The organism is Micromonospora sp. NBRC 110038 (assembly GCF_020884815.1).
Taxonomy (GTDB): Bacteria; Actinomycetota; Actinomycetes; order Mycobacteriales; family Micromonosporaceae; genus Micromonospora; species Micromonospora haikouensis.
Window position 1 is genome coordinate 87,173 of sequence record NZ_BBOL01000001.1, and the last position, 13,948, is coordinate 101,120.

Sequence of the window (13,948 nt, forward strand, 5' to 3'; positions counted from 1 at the left end):
AGGGCCCCCTCCAAACACCCGTGCCCCGCCGCACCCCACCGTGATCGGGGTGTGGCGGGGCAGCCCAGCGTCGGTGAGCGGGAGCGATCGGTCGGCCGAGGGCCGTCGTCAGCGCACCCGGGCCAGCGTCAGCCCGTCGGCGATCGGCAGCAGCACCGGTTCCACCCGGACGTCGGCCATCACCTCGTCGTTGAACGCGGCGACGGCCCGGTCGTCGGCGTTGCTCGGGGCGAGCACCCGACCCCCGCGCAGCGTGTTGTCCACGGCGACGATCCCGCCCGGGCGCATGCGCGGCACCAGCTCCGCCCAGTAGACCGGGTAGCCGACCTTGTCCGCGTCGATGAACGCGAAGTCCAGGTGCCGCTCGTACGGCAGCTCCCGCAGCGTGTCCCCGGCCGGCCCGATCCGCAGCTCGATCCGGTCGTCGACCCCGGCCCGCGCCCAGTACCGCCGTGCCACGTCCGTGTACTCCGCCGAGATGTCGAAGCAGGTCAACCGCCCGCCCTCGGCCAGCCCGCGCGCGATCGCCAGCGAGGACAGCCCGGTGAAGGTGCCCACCTCCACCGCCCGCCGCGCCCCCACCAGCCGGGTGAGGAACGTCAGGAACGCCGCCTGCTCCGGGGCCACCTGCATCCTCGCCTCGGCGGGCAGCGCGGCGAGGGTCTCCTCGACCAGGTCCCGCATCACCTCGTCCGGGGCGGAGCCGTGGGCCACCACGTACGCGTGCAGTTCCGGGGTCAGCGGCAGCGACTTCGTCGTCATGACCGGACCGTACCCAGCGCCTCGACCTCCTGGCCGCCCGGCGCGACCTTCGTCCACAGGTCGATGATCCGCAGGTCCAGCTCGCCGAGGAGACGACGCAGCAGCGGCAGGGAAAGCCCGACCACCGTGCCCGGATCCCCGTCGACACCCTCCAGGAACGCCCCGCCCAACCCGTCGATGGTGAACGCGCCGGCCACCGCGAGCGGCTCACCCGTCGCGACGTACGCCGCGATCTCCTCGTCGCTGACCTCGGCGAACCGCACGGTGGTCGAAGCGACCGCCTCGGCGCGCGTCTCGTGGATGACGTCGATCAGGCAGTGCCCGGTGTGCAGCACCCCGGTGCGCCCCCGCATCCGCTCCCAACGCCGCGTCGCGTCGGCCTCGTCGGCGGGCTTGCCGAGGATCTCGCCGTCGAAGGCGAGCACCGAGTCGCAGCCGAGCACCAGCGTCCGCTCGTCGGCGGAGGGCCGCAGCCGGCCGACGACCGCCTGCGCCTTCAGCCGGGCCAGCTCCAGGCACAGGTCCTCGGCCCGTTCGCTGACCACCTGAGACTCGTCGACCCCGCTGACCAGCACATCGGGTTCGATGCCGGCGGCATGCAGGAGCTTGCGACGGGCAGGGCTCGCCGACGCGAGCACGAGTCGGAGCGCAATCGAGTTCGACACGCCGCCGACGCTACCGCCTCCACCACCTGCGCCGCCTCTGCCTGGCCGCGACCCTCGCTGTCGCCTTGATCGACTCCATGTCGGCGGGTGCTGCCCTGCCCGTTGATCGACTCGGGGCCGGCGGGTGCTGCCCTGCCCGTTGATCGACTCCGGGCCGGCGGGTGCTGCCCTGCCCGTTGATCGACTCCATGTCGCCGACATCGCGGTATCCCGCCCGCTCCAACCCCCCAATGTCGCCGACATGGCGTCACTGCTGACGGCTCACCGGCTAATCCGCGGCGGCGGGTCGTCGCTCAGTCGTCGGCGCCGTGCGACCAGCGCCCAGGCTCCCGCAGCGGCCACGATCACCCCCAACGTGGCCAGGCCACGAGCCGTAGACCCGTCGTCACCATCGTCGGCCGGCTCCGCGACCGCCGTCGTGGTCGGCCCGCCCGCGCCTGGCGCACCCGCCGTCGCCGACTCGAAACCCAGAGGGGGTACGTCTGCCGTGAGCGCCGCCACCAGGTCGACGACTCCGTAGCCGTACTCGTCGTCACGGCCGGGCGGCCCCTTGTCGACGGCGGTGGCAGTGAGGCGGTGGACGACCTCCGAGGCCGGCAGGTCGGGGTACTTGGACCGGACAAGAGCAGCGGCCCCCGCGACTATCGCAGTGGCACTGGAAGTGCCGGTCCCTTTGGAGTACTTGCCGCCATAGCTAGTGCTGTAAATATCGACCGCCGGAGCTGTGATGTCTATAGCAGATCCTGTAACCGATACCGCTGCAAGATTGCCCGTCGTGTCAATGCCGCCTACTGCTAGTACGCCATCCTCTGATGCGGGGTATCCGACACCTATGTCGAATGGCCTGTTGCCTGCAGCGGCTACAACCACGATATTCGCTTGAAGTGCGGCGCGGATGGCCTGTTGCAGTCGCCGGCTGGCGCCGGAGACTGCAGATATGCTTATTATGTCAGCGCCGTGAAGAGTGGCCCATTCGATGCTGCTTGCAAGGTCTTCGGTATCACCCTTGCCGTCAATCTGCTTCGATCTTATGGGTAGTATCTTGGCCTCGGGGGCGATGCCAAGTGCTCCCATTCCTACTTTCTGCCCGTGTGCTGCAATAAGCCCAGCCATGGCAGTGCCATGGCTGTCATTATCTATGCGGCCATCTCTGCCTTCTGAGATATCTATTCCGGGAAGCAGGTTTCGTCGAAGGTCGGGATGGGGGTCCACTCCGGTATCGGGAACGGCGACAATGACTCCATTTCCCTGGGTGATTCTCTGAGCTTCGGTGGCTCTCAGGAAACGAAGATGCCATTGGTCGCCCCGGATCCGACTTGCTCCATCCGAGATTGTGGCTGCCTGCCGTTGGCTGATGGAAGGTGGTGTTGTGCCACCAATGAGTGCCAGGGTCAATGTGAAACTGGCTGAGATGTAGCGATTCACCGATCAAGGCCGATGGCTGGGCCCGGGTTTATTGGCCCCTCATCGTCTGTTGACTTAACGACGGGAGGAACCCCATTCACGGTTTCCCAAGGGTGATCGGGGTCCCAGCCTCGATCTTCTTCGGGGTTTCGTCGATCTCCGTCCTGACGAGGTGTCGCCCCGAAGGTGAGACTTCCGTTGTTGGAGGGTTGCCCAAACAAGCCTCCCGGGCTACTGCGTCCGCCTCCGGGTCTGGAGCCTGCTGCTCCTGTCGGGGTTGTTCCTGCGCCGCCGCCTCCGATCACGCCGCCGATGGGGTTGACCCTGCGAGAGGGCGGAGTCCCTCCAGGCTGCCCAGTATTCGCCCCAGGCATGCCTCCGATCAGGCCATTGGGCGGGAAAGGGCGGTTCGGGTTGGAGGGTGAAGTACCACTGGTTCCTCCAGTAGTCGGCCGGGGTGAAAAGCCGAACTGTCCAGGCCCAGGTTTCGGCAAGTTGGGTCGAAGGGGGGTGGGATTAGGCGGAATGGTTGGTGGCGTTCCGATGGAATGTGATGCGCTGCTCGGTGTGTTCGATGATATCGAGGGCAAGGCTTGACTTTTTAAGCCTGAGGGGGAATTGTTTCCGCCGAGTATTGGCCCTACGCCTTGAGGTGCTAGAGGTGCGGGATTTGGTTTCTTGATTTGCGCCTGCGAGGTTTGTAGGCCGGAACCTGCGAGCGGGACAGGCGTTATGGGTGGAATTATTGGTGCACTGTCGCCATAAGTGTCGGGATTGTCTGGCTGCCGCGGTGTCTTGGGTGAAGGTGGAGGTTGGCGGAGCATTACTTGGGCCTGTTGTAGTTCGCCGCTCAACCCGTACATCAGGTTCCGGGCCTGGACGTTGAGTCGCTCCAGGTCGGCGTCGGTCACCGGCTTGTCCGGCACCCGGGCGCCCATCGCCGCCTTCGGATCGGCGGCGGTCGCCTCGTACGTCCGCTTCTGCTGGAGTTTCTCCACGTACTCGTCGTGCAGGGGCTTCAGTTCGGCGCGGGCGCTGCTGATCGCTCGGGTGGCGGCGGCGAGGGCGTCGTAGTTCGCGGCTGCCGCGTCGTGGGTGCGCTGCACCTTGTCGATCAGGTCGTCCAGTTCGCCGAGGTACGCCCGGGCGGCGGCGTTGGTCGCCGGGGGCCACGCCTCGGCGAGCCCGCGCCGGTATTCCTTGAGCCGGCCCAGGTGTGCCTGCGCGAGGTCGCAGACCTTGCGCCAGCCGGCGACCTGCTTCCAGTGCCCGGCGGTGTCGTGGTCCTGGACGCAGGCCCACATGCTCAGCAGGTCCATCAACCGCCAGTCGGTGAGGCCGGACGTCCGGCCGCTGCCCCGCTCGATCATGGCAGCACCGCCCGCCCCGGCCCGCTGTCCGGGCCGGTCGGGTCGGGCAGCGCTGGCCTGGGCCGGCCCTGCCCGGCCCCGCCGGGGTTGGCGAGGGCCCGTTCCACGTCGGAGACGCGGGCGGCCGAAAAGGCGTCGGAGTCGGCGTACTGCGTGGCGATCCGGCCGGCTGCGGCGGCCAGGTGGCCGGTGGCCCCACCGACGGACCAGACCATGGTGGCGGTGGCCTGCTGGGTCTCGTTGTGTGCCTTGAGGAACTGCACCAGCTCGACGAAGGCGTCGGCGGGGTTGGGGATCTGCGCCTTCATGTCGTCCGCGATGTACGACAGGTGCGGAGCGTAGTTTCGCTCGACCTCTGCCTGGAGCTTGTCGGCGAACTCGCGCATCTGGCGGATGTCGGCCTCGATGCTGCCGTAGCCGCTCAACCAGGGCGCTGGGCGGTCCTCCTCGGGGATCATCGGCCCTCCCTACCCGTCACGACACCGTTTCCCTGAGTGAGGCTAACGGGTGTCGCCGACCTCCGGGAGCCCCCGACGGCGGCGGGGCGTGCCGGACGGCGGCCGGAGGATCAGCGGGGCAGGCCGGAGGCGCGCCAGGCTCCCGGGCCGGCGGCGAGCGCCGTGCCGCGGGGGCGGCCGCTGCGTGCCCAGGCGCCTGGCGCGGCCGGTGCGGGGGCGGCGGTGGGGCGGGTCCGGGCCACGATGACGCCGACCAGCGCGGCCAGTTCCTCGGCGGTCGGCACGCCCCGGGTCACCCGGAACAGCGGCTCATCGGCAGACATGCCATCCAGCGTACGCGTCGCGAACTTGACCTTCGTCGCACAGTGGCGTGCCGGCGGTGTGCGGCGGGCCGCCGCCGGGTACCGTCTCCACCGATGTCGAACGCGCTTCCCCAACTCGTCGCCGACCGGTACCGGCTCATTTCGCCGCTCGGCCAGGGCGGCATGGGTCGGGTGTGGAAGGCGCGCGACGAGGTGCTGCACCGGGACGTGGCGATCAAGGAACTGGTCCCGCCGCCCAGCCTCACCCCGGAGGAGCGCCGCGAGATGCGGGAGCGCTCGCTGCGGGAGGCCCGCGCGATCGCGCGGCTCAACCACATCAACGTGGTCCGCATCTTCGACGTGCTGCGCACCGACGGCGATCCGTGGATCGTCATGGAGTACGTGGCGTCGAAGTCCCTTCAGGACACCATCGCCGAGGACGGGCCGGTGACGCCGGCCAAGGCGGTCGAGATCGGCCTGGGGGTGCTGGGCGCGCTGAAGGCGGCGCACAAGGCCGGCGTGATGCATCGGGACGTCAAGCCGGGCAACGTGCTGATGGGCACCGACGGTCGGGTGGTGCTGACCGACTTCGGCCTGGCGACGATCCCGGGCGACCCGAACGTGACGCGCACCGGCATGGTGCTGGGTTCCCCGGCGTACATCGCCCCGGAGCGGGCGCGCGACGGCACGGCGGGGCCGGAGGCCGACCTCTGGTCGCTGGGCGCGACGCTCTACGCGGCGGTGGAGGGCAAGTCGCCGTACGCCCGGCCGTCGGCGATCGCCACCCTGGCGGCGCTGGCCACCGAGCCGATGCCGCCGCCGAGGAACGCCGGCCCGCTGAAGCCGGTGCTGAACGGGCTGCTCCGCAAGGATCCGGCCGAGCGGATCGACGCCGAGGTGGCCGAGCGGCTGCTGCGGAAGGCCGCCGGGCGGCGCTCCAAGACGATTTCGCTGCTCGACGGCGTACGCCGGCCGGGGCCCAACGGGCCGCGCGAGCCGCGACCGCCGGTGGTGCCCGCACCCCGCCCCGCCGAGCCGCGCACGAGCCGGCCGGCCGTGCCGCCCGCGCCGCGTACCCCGGGGGGTGGCCTCGTCGCCGGCGGCGCGGCGGCGGCGGCCGGCGACGACGCGACCGCGAAGGTCTCCCCGCCGAGCACGGACGCCACGCCGACCGCGAAGGTCCCCTCGCCCGGGGTGGACGCCGCGCCGACCGCGAAGGTCGACCCTCCGGCGTCGGGCACGGACGCCGCGCCGACGGCGAAGGTCGCGGACACCGGCGCACGGGCGGCCGACCCCACGGCGAAGCTCCCCGGTCCGGTCGCCGCGACCGGCGCCGACCGGGTCGCGGGGGCACCGGTCGACGGGGGCGAGGAGTCACCGGCCGAGGAGGCCGACGAGGCCGGTTCCGGCGAGGTCACGGGCACCGGGGGCGCGGTCGACGGGGTCGACAAGGTCGACGCCGTTCCGGCCGGGCAGGTCGACGACACCCGGGTCGACCCGGGCCCCGCCGTGCCGGTGTCGCCGCCCGCGTCGTCCGCGTCGTCCGTCGAGCGGGCCGAACCCTCCGGCGACCAGGCCGACGCCTCCGGCGATCAGGCCGACCGGTCGCGCGACCAGGCCGACCGGCCGCAGGAGGACGCCGGCCCGTCCAGCGAGAAGACCGGCTCGTCGAGCGGGAAGGCCGGGCCGCCGCGCGAGTGGGCCGACCGGGCCCGCGAGCGGGCCACGCCGACGTCGGTGCTGCCGGCGGCCGCCGGCCCGGCACCCTCGTCGACGGGCCGGGCCGCAGTCGTTTCGGGTACGAAGCCTGAGCGCAGCCGCCGCAGCCTGCTGGTCGGCGCGCTCGTCGCGGTGCTGCTGCTCGGCCTGCTGGTGGCGGTGCCGCTGCTCGGCCGGGGCGGCGACGACGACCCGGGGCCCGGCGACCCGCAGGCGGGCCTGTCCTCGGCGACGCCGTCGGCCGCCGCGCCGTCCTCGCCCGCGCCGGCCACCAGCAGCGCCGCACCGCCCAGCCCGACGCCGTCGGCGAGCCCGTCGGTCGACCCGAATGCTCTGCCCGAGGGTTGGGTCCTGCACAAGGACCCGGCGGGCTTCTCGCTGCCTCTGCCGAAGGGCTGGACGCGGCGCAACGTCGGACAGAACACGATCGTGTTCGACGAGCGCGACGGGGTGGGCGAGCTGCTGGTGCAGTGGACGAACACCCCGCTGGACGACGCCTACGCCGACTGGAAGCGGCAGGAACCGAACCGGAAGAACTACGTCAACGGCTACCAGTATCTGAGCATCGAGCGCTGCGACTACTACAAGACGTGCGCGGACTGGGAGTGGTTGGAGACCCGGGACAACACCCGCATCCACGTCCGCAACCGGGGCTTCGTCACCGCCAAGAACCGGGGGTACGCCTTCCGCTGGGAGGTGGCCAACAAGGACTGGCAGGCGCGGCTGGCCGACTTCGACCGGATCGCCAAGGGCTTCAAGCCGGACCGGGTCGACTGAGCGCCCGGCCGGAAGGACAGAGCGCCCGGCCGGAGCCGGTTCGCTTGCCGCGACCCGCGACCCGGCCCGCTGAGCAGGCGATTCCCACCGCCGTGAAAGCGGCTCGCATGACCTTGCGTCGAACGGGGTATCTGATCCCGGACGACGCAAGGAGGTGCGACATGGGATACCGACGCAGGGACGCGCGGCCCCGGCTGGCACTGTGGATGCTCGTCGCGCTCGGTGACGTGGTGCTGCTGCTGGTCAGCGTGGGGCTTCCGGTGCTGTTCGCGATGTTCGGTGTCGTGGCGGTCACCGTCGCCGGGGTGGCCGCCTGGCGCCTGACGCGACGGGCCACGGTGGTGCGGGAGGACGCGCTGCCGGCGCGTACCGTCACCCGGGCCTGGTAGGGGAGTGCCGGCTGACGAGTGCCGGGCAGTGACGAGCCGGCGGCAGCCGGACCGACCGTCGACCGTACGGTCGCAGTCGATCCCGCTGCCGCCGACCGTCGCCACGGACGTGCCGATCAGACGTGCGGATCAGGCGCGGGTCAGGTGTTGTTGGCCAGGGCGATGAGCCGGCTGCGGTCGCCGTTCCAGTAGTTGCGGTCGACGTTGCCGCTGATGCCGGAGACGCTGCCGGACGCCGTGTACTGCCAGAAGCTCCAGACCGGTGCGCCGGCCGGCAGGGTGCCGGGGGTGCTCGACCAGCGGGCGAGCCACAGCGGGTGGTTGGCCCACGGCCCGGTCCAGCTGCCGGTGCACTGGTTCCACCAGCTCGTGGTGGTGTAGATGACCGCGTACCGGCCGGTGCGGGACCGGTACGTGTTCAGGAAGTCCTGGATCCAGCTGCGCATCCCGGACGTGCTGAGGCCGTAGCAGGTGCCGCCGCTGTAAGGGTTGGCCTCGACGTCCAGCGCGGCCGGCAGGGTGCGGCTGTCCGCCGACCACGCGCCGCCGTTGCTGGCCAGGTAGTTGGCCTGGGTGGCGCCGGAGGAGATGTTCGGCCGGGCGAAGTGGTACGCCCCCCGGATCACCCCGGCGTTGTAGGAGTTCACGTAGTTGGCGTTGAAGTTCGGGTCCTTGTAGCTCGTGCCCTCGGTGGCCTTGATGAACGCGAACTCGATGCCCGCGTTGCGGACGCTCGTCCAGTTGATCGACCCCTGGTAGTGGGAGACATCGACGCCGGCGGTGGTGGCGGCGGCCGCCGGGCCCGTCGTGGCGACGAGGGCGGTGGCCGCTGCCGCTACGGCGGTGATCCCCGCCGCGATCAGTCGGCGCAGCGTGAATCCGGTACGGATCATGGGTTCCTCCAGAGGGACGCCATTCGATTGACATCCATCTTTGGAGCTAGTTGCCCTAGATCACAAGATGTTCAAAGGAAACTTTCACCCTCGACGCGGTACGACCCGGCCCCGGCCGGGGCCGGTAGGCTCGCGCCCCATGGTGGCGATCGACGAGCTGGGCACGCTCTGGGACAAGCTGTTCTCCGCGCAGCCCGACCCGCCACCGCTGCTCGTCGTCGTCACCGCCGCGGTGGCGCTGGCGGTGGTCTCCACCCGGCTGCCCTGGCGGATCGCCCGCAACGCCGTCACCATCGCCCACGAGGGCGGACACGCCCTCGCCGCCCTGCTCACCGGCCGCCGGCTGCACGGCATCCGACTGCACTCGGACACCTCCGGGCTCACCCTCTCCGCCGGCCGCCCCACCGGCCCCGGCATGATCCTCACCCTGCTCGCCGGCTACGTCGCGCCGTCCCTGGTCGGCCTCGCCGGCGCCTGGCTGCTCGGCGGCAACCGAATCACCCTGCTGCTCTGGATCGCCGTGGCGCTGCTGCTGGCGATGCTGGTGATGGTCCGCAACGCCTTCGGCGCGGTGTCGCTGCTGGCCACCGGCGGGGTGGTGCTCGCCGTCTCCTGGTACGCCTCGCCGGACGTCCAGGCCGCCTTCGCCTGGACGTCGGTGTGGTTCCTGCTCCTCGGCGGCGTACGGCCCGTCGTCGAGCTCCAGCGGCTGCGCTCCCGGGGCCGGATGCCGGAGTCCGACGCCGACCAGCTGGCCCGGCTCACCCCGTTCCCGCCGCTGTTCTGGGTCGCGCTGTTCGCGCTGGTGAACCTGTTGGCCCTGGTCGTCGGCGCGGCGCTGCTGGCCGGCCCGATCCTCGCCGACGCCGGCCTGACCGTCTGACGGCCCCGACCCGCCCGGGAAGGCGCACCACCGGGAACGGGCGGGCCGACCGGCAGGTGTGCCGCCCCGAACCGGCGGCGCGATCAGGCAACCGACCGACCCGTCCCGCGCGTGTCCCCTGCGATTGGACGCGGGGGAGACAACGAATGCCGCAAGTCGACGGGTTCGACGAGTTCTACCGGGGCAGCCGGCAACGGCTGCTCGGCTTCGTCTACGCGCTCACCGGCAACCTCGCCGAGGCGCAGGACGCCGTGCAGGAGGCGTACATCCGGGCGTGGCAACGCTGGTCGACGGTGGCCGGCTACGACGACCCGGAGGCATGGGTACGCGTCGTCGCCTCCCGCATCGCGGTCAGCCGGTGGCGCAGCCTGCGCAGCCGCGCGCGGGCGTACCTGCGGCACGGCGCCGACGACAGCACGCCCGCGCCGAGCACCGACACCGTCGCGGTGGTGGCCGCGCTGCGTCAGCTCCCCGAGGAGCAGCGCACCGCCCTCGCGCTGTACTACCTGCTCGGCATGCCCGTCACCGAGGTGGCGCGGGAGACCGCCGCCCCGGTCGGCACCGTGAAGGCTCGACTCTCCCGGGGGCGCACCGCGCTCGCCGGGCTGCTCGCCGTCTCTGACCTGGAGGAGGCCGCCGATGCTTGACGACCACGACGTTGACCAGCCGACCGACCTGACGTTCGCCGAACGGATGCGGCGGGACCTGCGGGACGTACGCTGGCTCGAACCGGCGGAGATCCGCGCCCGGGCCCGCCGCCGCAGCCGGCGTACGGCGTTGGCGGCGGCGACCGCCGTGCTGGCCGTGCTCTCGGGCTTCGCCGTGGCGGCCGGCGGCCGGGCCGGGCACCTCGCGCCACCGGCGGGCCAGCGGCTCTCCTCGAACGGCGCGGAGCCGGCCGGCCGGGCCGAGATCCCGCAGGAGGCCCTGCTGGACCCGACCGAGGTGGGCGTGCCGAGCAACGTGCGGCTGGGCGACTCGGGGCTCCAGGAGCCGGTACGGATCGACCCGCTGCTCCAGTCGTGCGCCGGGGAAAGGGGGCTGGCGGCGGAGCCGCCCGTGTCCCGGTACTCCCGGTCGCAGACCCTGCTCCAGAGGGCCGCGCCCGACCAGGACCAGCCGGCCGGCCTCTGGGTCCTCACCCAGGACGTCTACCGCCTTCCCCCGAGGGCCGCCACCCGGCTGTTCGTCGACCTGACCGCGACGATGGCGGCGTGCGACACCTGGCACGAGTCGCGGCCGATGCAGTGGGTCGGCGGGGCTGTCACGGTCTCGGTGACGCACACCTGGCGGGCCGCCTCGGGCAACTTCGCCGGCGACCAGGCCGTCGTTCTGCAGCGCACCTCGTCGACTCCCGTGGACGTGGCGACGGGGAAGCCGCTCGATCTGCAGCCGTCGACGGAGACCCTGCTGCTGGTCAGGGTCGGTGACCTGGTCACCGTGATCGTGCCGGCGAGCGGGCTCGGCTTCGACCTGCCGGCCGACCGCCGGGCGAGCGACACGGAGCTGCTCGAACTGGGCCGCGCGGCGGCCCGCCGGATGTGCCTCGCCGCCAACCCGGCCTGCTGACGTCCGCCGCCCCCGCCGCAGCTGGCCCGCGGGTGGCGCGGCCCGCGGGTGCCGGGGCGTCAGGAAGGGGCCCCTGCTCTGCAGAATGCGTTGACAGGGGCCCTTCCTTGCACCTAGAGCGGGATGTTGCCGTGCTTCTTCGGCGGGAGCGTCTCGCGCTTGGTGCGCAGCACCCGCAGCGCCCGGACGATCTGGGTACGCGTCTCGTGCGGCGGGATCACCGAGTCGACGTACCCGCGCTCGGCGGCGATGTACGGGTTGGCGAGGGTGTCCTCGTACTCGGCGATCTTCTCGGCGCGCACGGCGGCCGGGTCCTCGGCGGCGGCCAGCTCCTGCCGGTACAGGATGTTCACCGCGCCCTGCGCGCCCATGACCGCGATCTGCGCGGTGGGCCAGGCGAAGTTCAGGTCCGCGCCGAGGTGCTTGGAGCCCATCACGTCGTACGCCCCGCCGTACGCCTTGCGGGTGATCACGGTGACCTTCGGGACGGTGGCCTCGGCGTACGCGTAGATGAGCTTCGCGCCCCGGCGGATGATGCCGTCCCACTCCTGGCCGGTGCCGGGCAGGAACCCGGGGACGTCCACGAAGGTCAGCACGGGGACGTTGAACGCGTCGCAGGTGCGCACGAACCGGGCCGCCTTCTCCGACGCGGCGATGTCGAGGGTGCCGGCGAAGTGCATCGGCTGGTTGGCCACCACGCCGACCGGCCGGCCCTCGACGCGGCCGAAGCCGACCACGAGGTTCTGCGCGTACAGCGGCTGGACCTCCAGGAACTCGCCGTCGTCGAGGACGTGCTCGATGACCCGGTGCATGTCGTACGGCTGGTTGGCCGAGTCGGGGATGAGCGTGTCCAGCTCCCGGTCGGCGTCCGTTATGTCGAGGAGCGCAGGGGCGTCGAGGACCGGCGGCTCGTCCAGGTTGTTCGACGGCAGGTACGACAGCAGCGCCTTGACGTAGTCGATCGCGTCGTCCTCGTCCGCGCCGAGGTAGTGCGCGTTGCCGCTGCGCGCGTTGTGCGTCCGCGCGCCGCCCAGCTCCTCCATGCCCACGTCCTCGCCGGTGACCGTCTTGATCACGTCGGGGCCGGTGATGAACATGTGCGAGGTCTGGTCGACCATCACGGTGAAGTCGGTGACCGCCGGGGAGTAGACCGCGCCGCCCGCGCACGGGCCCATGATCAGGGAGATCTGCGGGATGACGCCGCTGGCCCGCACGTTGCGAAAGAAGATCTCGCCGTAGAGCCCGAGGGACGCCACGCCCTCCTGGATGCGGGCCCCGCCGGAGTCGTTGATGCCGATCACCGGGCAGCCGATCTTCATGGCGAGGTCCATCACCTTGACGATCTTCTCGCCGAACACCTCGCCGAGGGAGCCGCCGAAGACCGTGAAGTCCTGCGCGAAGACGCACACCTGCCGGCCGTCGACCGTGCCGTAGCCGGTGATCACCCCGTCGCCGTACGGGCGGGTGCGCTCCAGGCCGAAGTTGGTGGACCGGTGCCGGGCGAACTCGTCCAGCTCGACGAAGGACCCCTCGTCGAGCAGCAGCTCGATCCGCTCCCGCGCCGTCTTCTTGCCCCGGGCGTGCTGCTTTTCGACCGCGCGCGCCGACCCGGCGTGCACCGCCTCGTCGACCCGTCGCTCCAGGTCCGCCAGCTTGCCCGCCGTGCTGTGGATGTTGATCCCGGTCTCGTTGGTCACCCACGGAATATAACGATGGTTCAGGTGGCCGACGGTGTGCAGTACGCCTCAGTAACCGCGCCGGACCAGCACCGCACCCGCACGCGGCCGGCGTCCGCCACCGAACAGCCGGCCGGCACCCGTCGCCGAACGGCCGGCACGCGCCGCCGCGCACCGGCGGGCCGTAGGCTGGCGGGATGCCCGGCTCGCCGTACACCGACCTGGACCGCCCGCCGCTGTCGGCGGCCCGGCTGCGCCGCGCGCTGACCGCCCCGCACGGCCCGTGGGCCCGGCTGGAGCTGCGCGCCGAGACCGGATCGACCAACGCGGACGTGGCCGAGGCCGCCCGGTCCGGCGAGCCGGAGGGCCTCGTGGTGGTCGCCGAGCGGCAGACCGCCGGCCGAGGGCGCCGCGACCGGGTCTGGCAGTCGCCGGCCCGCGCCGGCATCGCGACCAGCGTGCTGCTGCGGCCCGGCGAGGCCGTCGCGGAGCGCGGCTGGAAGGCGGTCCCCGCCGCCGGGTACGGCTGGCTGCCGCTGCTCGCCGGCGTCGCGCTCGTCGAGGCGGTGGCCCGGCTCGCCGAGCTGGACGCCGCCCTGAAATGGCCCAACGACCTGCTGATCGGCGACGCCAAGTGCGCGGGCATCCTGGCCGAGGCGGTGCCCGGCCCGACACCGGAGCAGCCCCCGGCGATCGTCCTCGGCATCGGCCTCAACGTCACCCTGCGCGCCGACGAGCTGCCGGCGAACCCGACCGGCCTGCCGGCCACCTCGCTCCAGCTCGCCGGTGCCGTCGCCACCGACCGGGACCCGCTGCTGCGCGCCCTGCTGCGCTCCGTCGCCGACTGGTACGACCGCTGGCGCTGCGCCGGCGGCGACGCGGTGGGCAGCGGGCTGCGCGAGGCGTACGTGGCGGCCTGCGCGACGGTCGGCCGGTCGGTGCGGGTGCTGCTGCCCGGCGGGCAGGAGGTGACCGGCACGGCGACCGGCGTGGACGCCGACGGCCGGCTGCTGGTCGACACGCCGGCCGGCCCGCGCACCCTGGCGGCGGGCGACGTCCTGCATCTGCGGTGAAGGGAAGG

The 13,948-nt window shown here is 72.0% G+C and carries 14 protein-coding genes; 6 read left to right on the forward strand and 8 right to left on the reverse strand.

Translation table 11 applies throughout. The features are described from left to right. Nucleotides 1–108: 108 nt before the first annotated feature. From LPU61_RS00370 to LPU61_RS00395, 6 genes are all read right to left on the reverse strand, one after another. Complete coding sequence (locus tag LPU61_RS00370) at nucleotides 109–762, reverse strand: O-methyltransferase (RefSeq protein ID WP_043961873.1); 654 nt, start codon at nucleotides 760–762, stop codon at nucleotides 109–111. Further along, on the reverse strand, nucleotides 759–1,427 hold the full coding sequence (locus LPU61_RS00375; RefSeq protein WP_043961874.1) for a nucleoside triphosphate pyrophosphatase: 669 nt from the start codon (nucleotides 1,425–1,427) through the stop codon (nucleotides 759–761). Before LPU61_RS00375 ends, LPU61_RS00370 begins: the two co-directional genes overlap by 4 nt. A gap of 261 nt (nucleotides 1,428–1,688) precedes the next feature. Beyond that, nucleotides 1,689–2,807 (reverse strand): type VII secretion-associated serine protease mycosin, encoded by a 1,119-nt coding sequence (mycP, locus tag LPU61_RS00380; RefSeq protein ID WP_374199610.1) that lies wholly within the window; start codon nucleotides 2,805–2,807, stop codon nucleotides 1,689–1,691. A 41-nt stretch (nucleotides 2,808–2,848) separates the two neighbouring features. After that, entirely contained in the window at nucleotides 2,849–4,201 is a 1,353-nt protein-coding gene (locus tag LPU61_RS00385) for a hypothetical protein (protein WP_229403748.1), read from the reverse strand. Then, a complete protein-coding gene (locus LPU61_RS00390; RefSeq protein ID WP_043961875.1) occupies nucleotides 4,198–4,659 on the reverse strand; it encodes a hypothetical protein in 462 nt (153 codons plus the stop codon). Before LPU61_RS00390 ends, LPU61_RS00385 begins: the two co-directional genes overlap by 4 nt. Before the next feature lie 110 nt (nucleotides 4,660–4,769). Continuing rightward, on the reverse strand, nucleotides 4,770–4,982 hold the full coding sequence (locus LPU61_RS00395) for an acyl-CoA carboxylase subunit epsilon (RefSeq protein ID WP_229403749.1): 213 nt from the start codon (nucleotides 4,980–4,982) through the stop codon (nucleotides 4,770–4,772). A gap of 93 nt (nucleotides 4,983–5,075) precedes the next feature. Here LPU61_RS00395 and LPU61_RS00400 point away from each other — a divergent pair, with 93 nt between their 5' ends. Next, nucleotides 5,076–7,457, forward strand: a complete 2,382-nt coding sequence (locus LPU61_RS00400) for a serine/threonine protein kinase (protein ID WP_229403750.1) — start codon at nucleotides 5,076–5,078, stop codon at nucleotides 7,455–7,457. Between the two features lie 161 nt (nucleotides 7,458–7,618). Further along, complete coding sequence (locus LPU61_RS00405; protein WP_043961878.1) at nucleotides 7,619–7,846, forward strand: hypothetical protein; 228 nt, start codon at nucleotides 7,619–7,621, stop codon at nucleotides 7,844–7,846. Nucleotides 7,847–7,986: 140 nt separating this feature from the next. Here the strand turns inward: LPU61_RS00405 and LPU61_RS00410 are convergent, their stop codons facing one another. Further along, nucleotides 7,987–8,739, reverse strand: a complete 753-nt coding sequence (locus LPU61_RS00410) for a GH25 family lysozyme (protein ID WP_043961879.1) — start codon at nucleotides 8,737–8,739, stop codon at nucleotides 7,987–7,989. Nucleotides 8,740–8,878: 139 nt separating this feature from the next. Between LPU61_RS00410 and LPU61_RS00415 the strand changes: the two genes are divergently transcribed. The 3 genes from LPU61_RS00415 to LPU61_RS00425 all read left to right on the forward strand — a co-directional run bounded on the left by LPU61_RS00415 (nucleotide 8,879) and on the right by LPU61_RS00425 (nucleotide 11,191). Further along, entirely contained in the window at nucleotides 8,879–9,622 is a 744-nt protein-coding gene (locus tag LPU61_RS00415; protein ID WP_043961880.1) for a M50 family metallopeptidase, read from the forward strand. A 146-nt stretch (nucleotides 9,623–9,768) separates the two neighbouring features. Then, nucleotides 9,769–10,269 carry a SigE family RNA polymerase sigma factor gene (locus tag LPU61_RS00420; protein ID WP_043961881.1) on the forward strand — a complete coding sequence of 167 codons (501 nt, stop codon included), beginning with the start codon at nucleotides 9,769–9,771 and terminating at the stop codon, nucleotides 10,267–10,269. Further along, nucleotides 10,262–11,191 (forward strand): hypothetical protein, encoded by a 930-nt coding sequence (locus LPU61_RS00425; RefSeq protein ID WP_229403751.1) that lies wholly within the window; start codon nucleotides 10,262–10,264, stop codon nucleotides 11,189–11,191. Before LPU61_RS00420 ends, LPU61_RS00425 begins: the two co-directional genes overlap by 8 nt. Before the next feature lie 113 nt (nucleotides 11,192–11,304). Here LPU61_RS00425 and LPU61_RS00430 read toward each other — a convergent pair whose 3' ends face one another. Then, the gene (locus LPU61_RS00430; protein WP_229403752.1) at nucleotides 11,305–12,888 is read right to left on the reverse strand and encodes an acyl-CoA carboxylase subunit beta; all 1,584 of its coding nucleotides are present in this window, start codon (nucleotides 12,886–12,888) and stop codon (nucleotides 11,305–11,307) included. A gap of 176 nt (nucleotides 12,889–13,064) precedes the next feature. On the opposite strand from LPU61_RS00430, the gene LPU61_RS00435 reads away from it, so the two are divergent. Further along, entirely contained in the window at nucleotides 13,065–13,940 is an 876-nt protein-coding gene (locus LPU61_RS00435) for a biotin--[acetyl-CoA-carboxylase] ligase (protein ID WP_043961885.1), read from the forward strand. Nucleotides 13,941–13,948: the final 8 nt, after the last annotated feature.

Bases quoted from the DNA above. Each gene is read 5' to 3' on its own strand.
- LPU61_RS00370 (WP_043961873.1), bottom strand. From the start codon at position 762: ATGACGACGAAGTCGCTGCCGCTGACCCCGGAACTGCACGCGTACGTG.
- LPU61_RS00385 (WP_229403748.1), bottom strand. From the start codon at position 4,201: ATGATCGAGCGGGGCAGCGGCCGGACGTCCGGCCTCACCGACTGGCGG.
- LPU61_RS00420 (WP_043961881.1), top strand. From the start codon at position 9,769: ATGCCGCAAGTCGACGGGTTCGACGAGTTCTACCGGGGCAGCCGGCAA.
- LPU61_RS00405 (WP_043961878.1), top strand. From the start codon at position 7,619: ATGGGATACCGACGCAGGGACGCGCGGCCCCGGCTGGCACTGTGGATG.
- LPU61_RS00435 (WP_043961885.1), top strand. From the start codon at position 13,065: ATGCCCGGCTCGCCGTACACCGACCTGGACCGCCCGCCGCTGTCGGCG.
- LPU61_RS00425 (WP_229403751.1), top strand. From the start codon at position 10,262: ATGCTTGACGACCACGACGTTGACCAGCCGACCGACCTGACGTTCGCC.
- LPU61_RS00400 (WP_229403750.1), top strand. From the start codon at position 5,076: ATGTCGAACGCGCTTCCCCAACTCGTCGCCGACCGGTACCGGCTCATT.
- LPU61_RS00415 (WP_043961880.1), top strand. From the start codon at position 8,879: ATGGTGGCGATCGACGAGCTGGGCACGCTCTGGGACAAGCTGTTCTCC.
- LPU61_RS00395 (WP_229403749.1), bottom strand. From the start codon at position 4,982: ATGTCTGCCGATGAGCCGCTGTTCCGGGTGACCCGGGGCGTGCCGACC.
- LPU61_RS00390 (WP_043961875.1), bottom strand. From the start codon at position 4,659: ATGATCCCCGAGGAGGACCGCCCAGCGCCCTGGTTGAGCGGCTACGGC.
- LPU61_RS00410 (WP_043961879.1), bottom strand. From the start codon at position 8,739: ATGATCCGTACCGGATTCACGCTGCGCCGACTGATCGCGGCGGGGATC.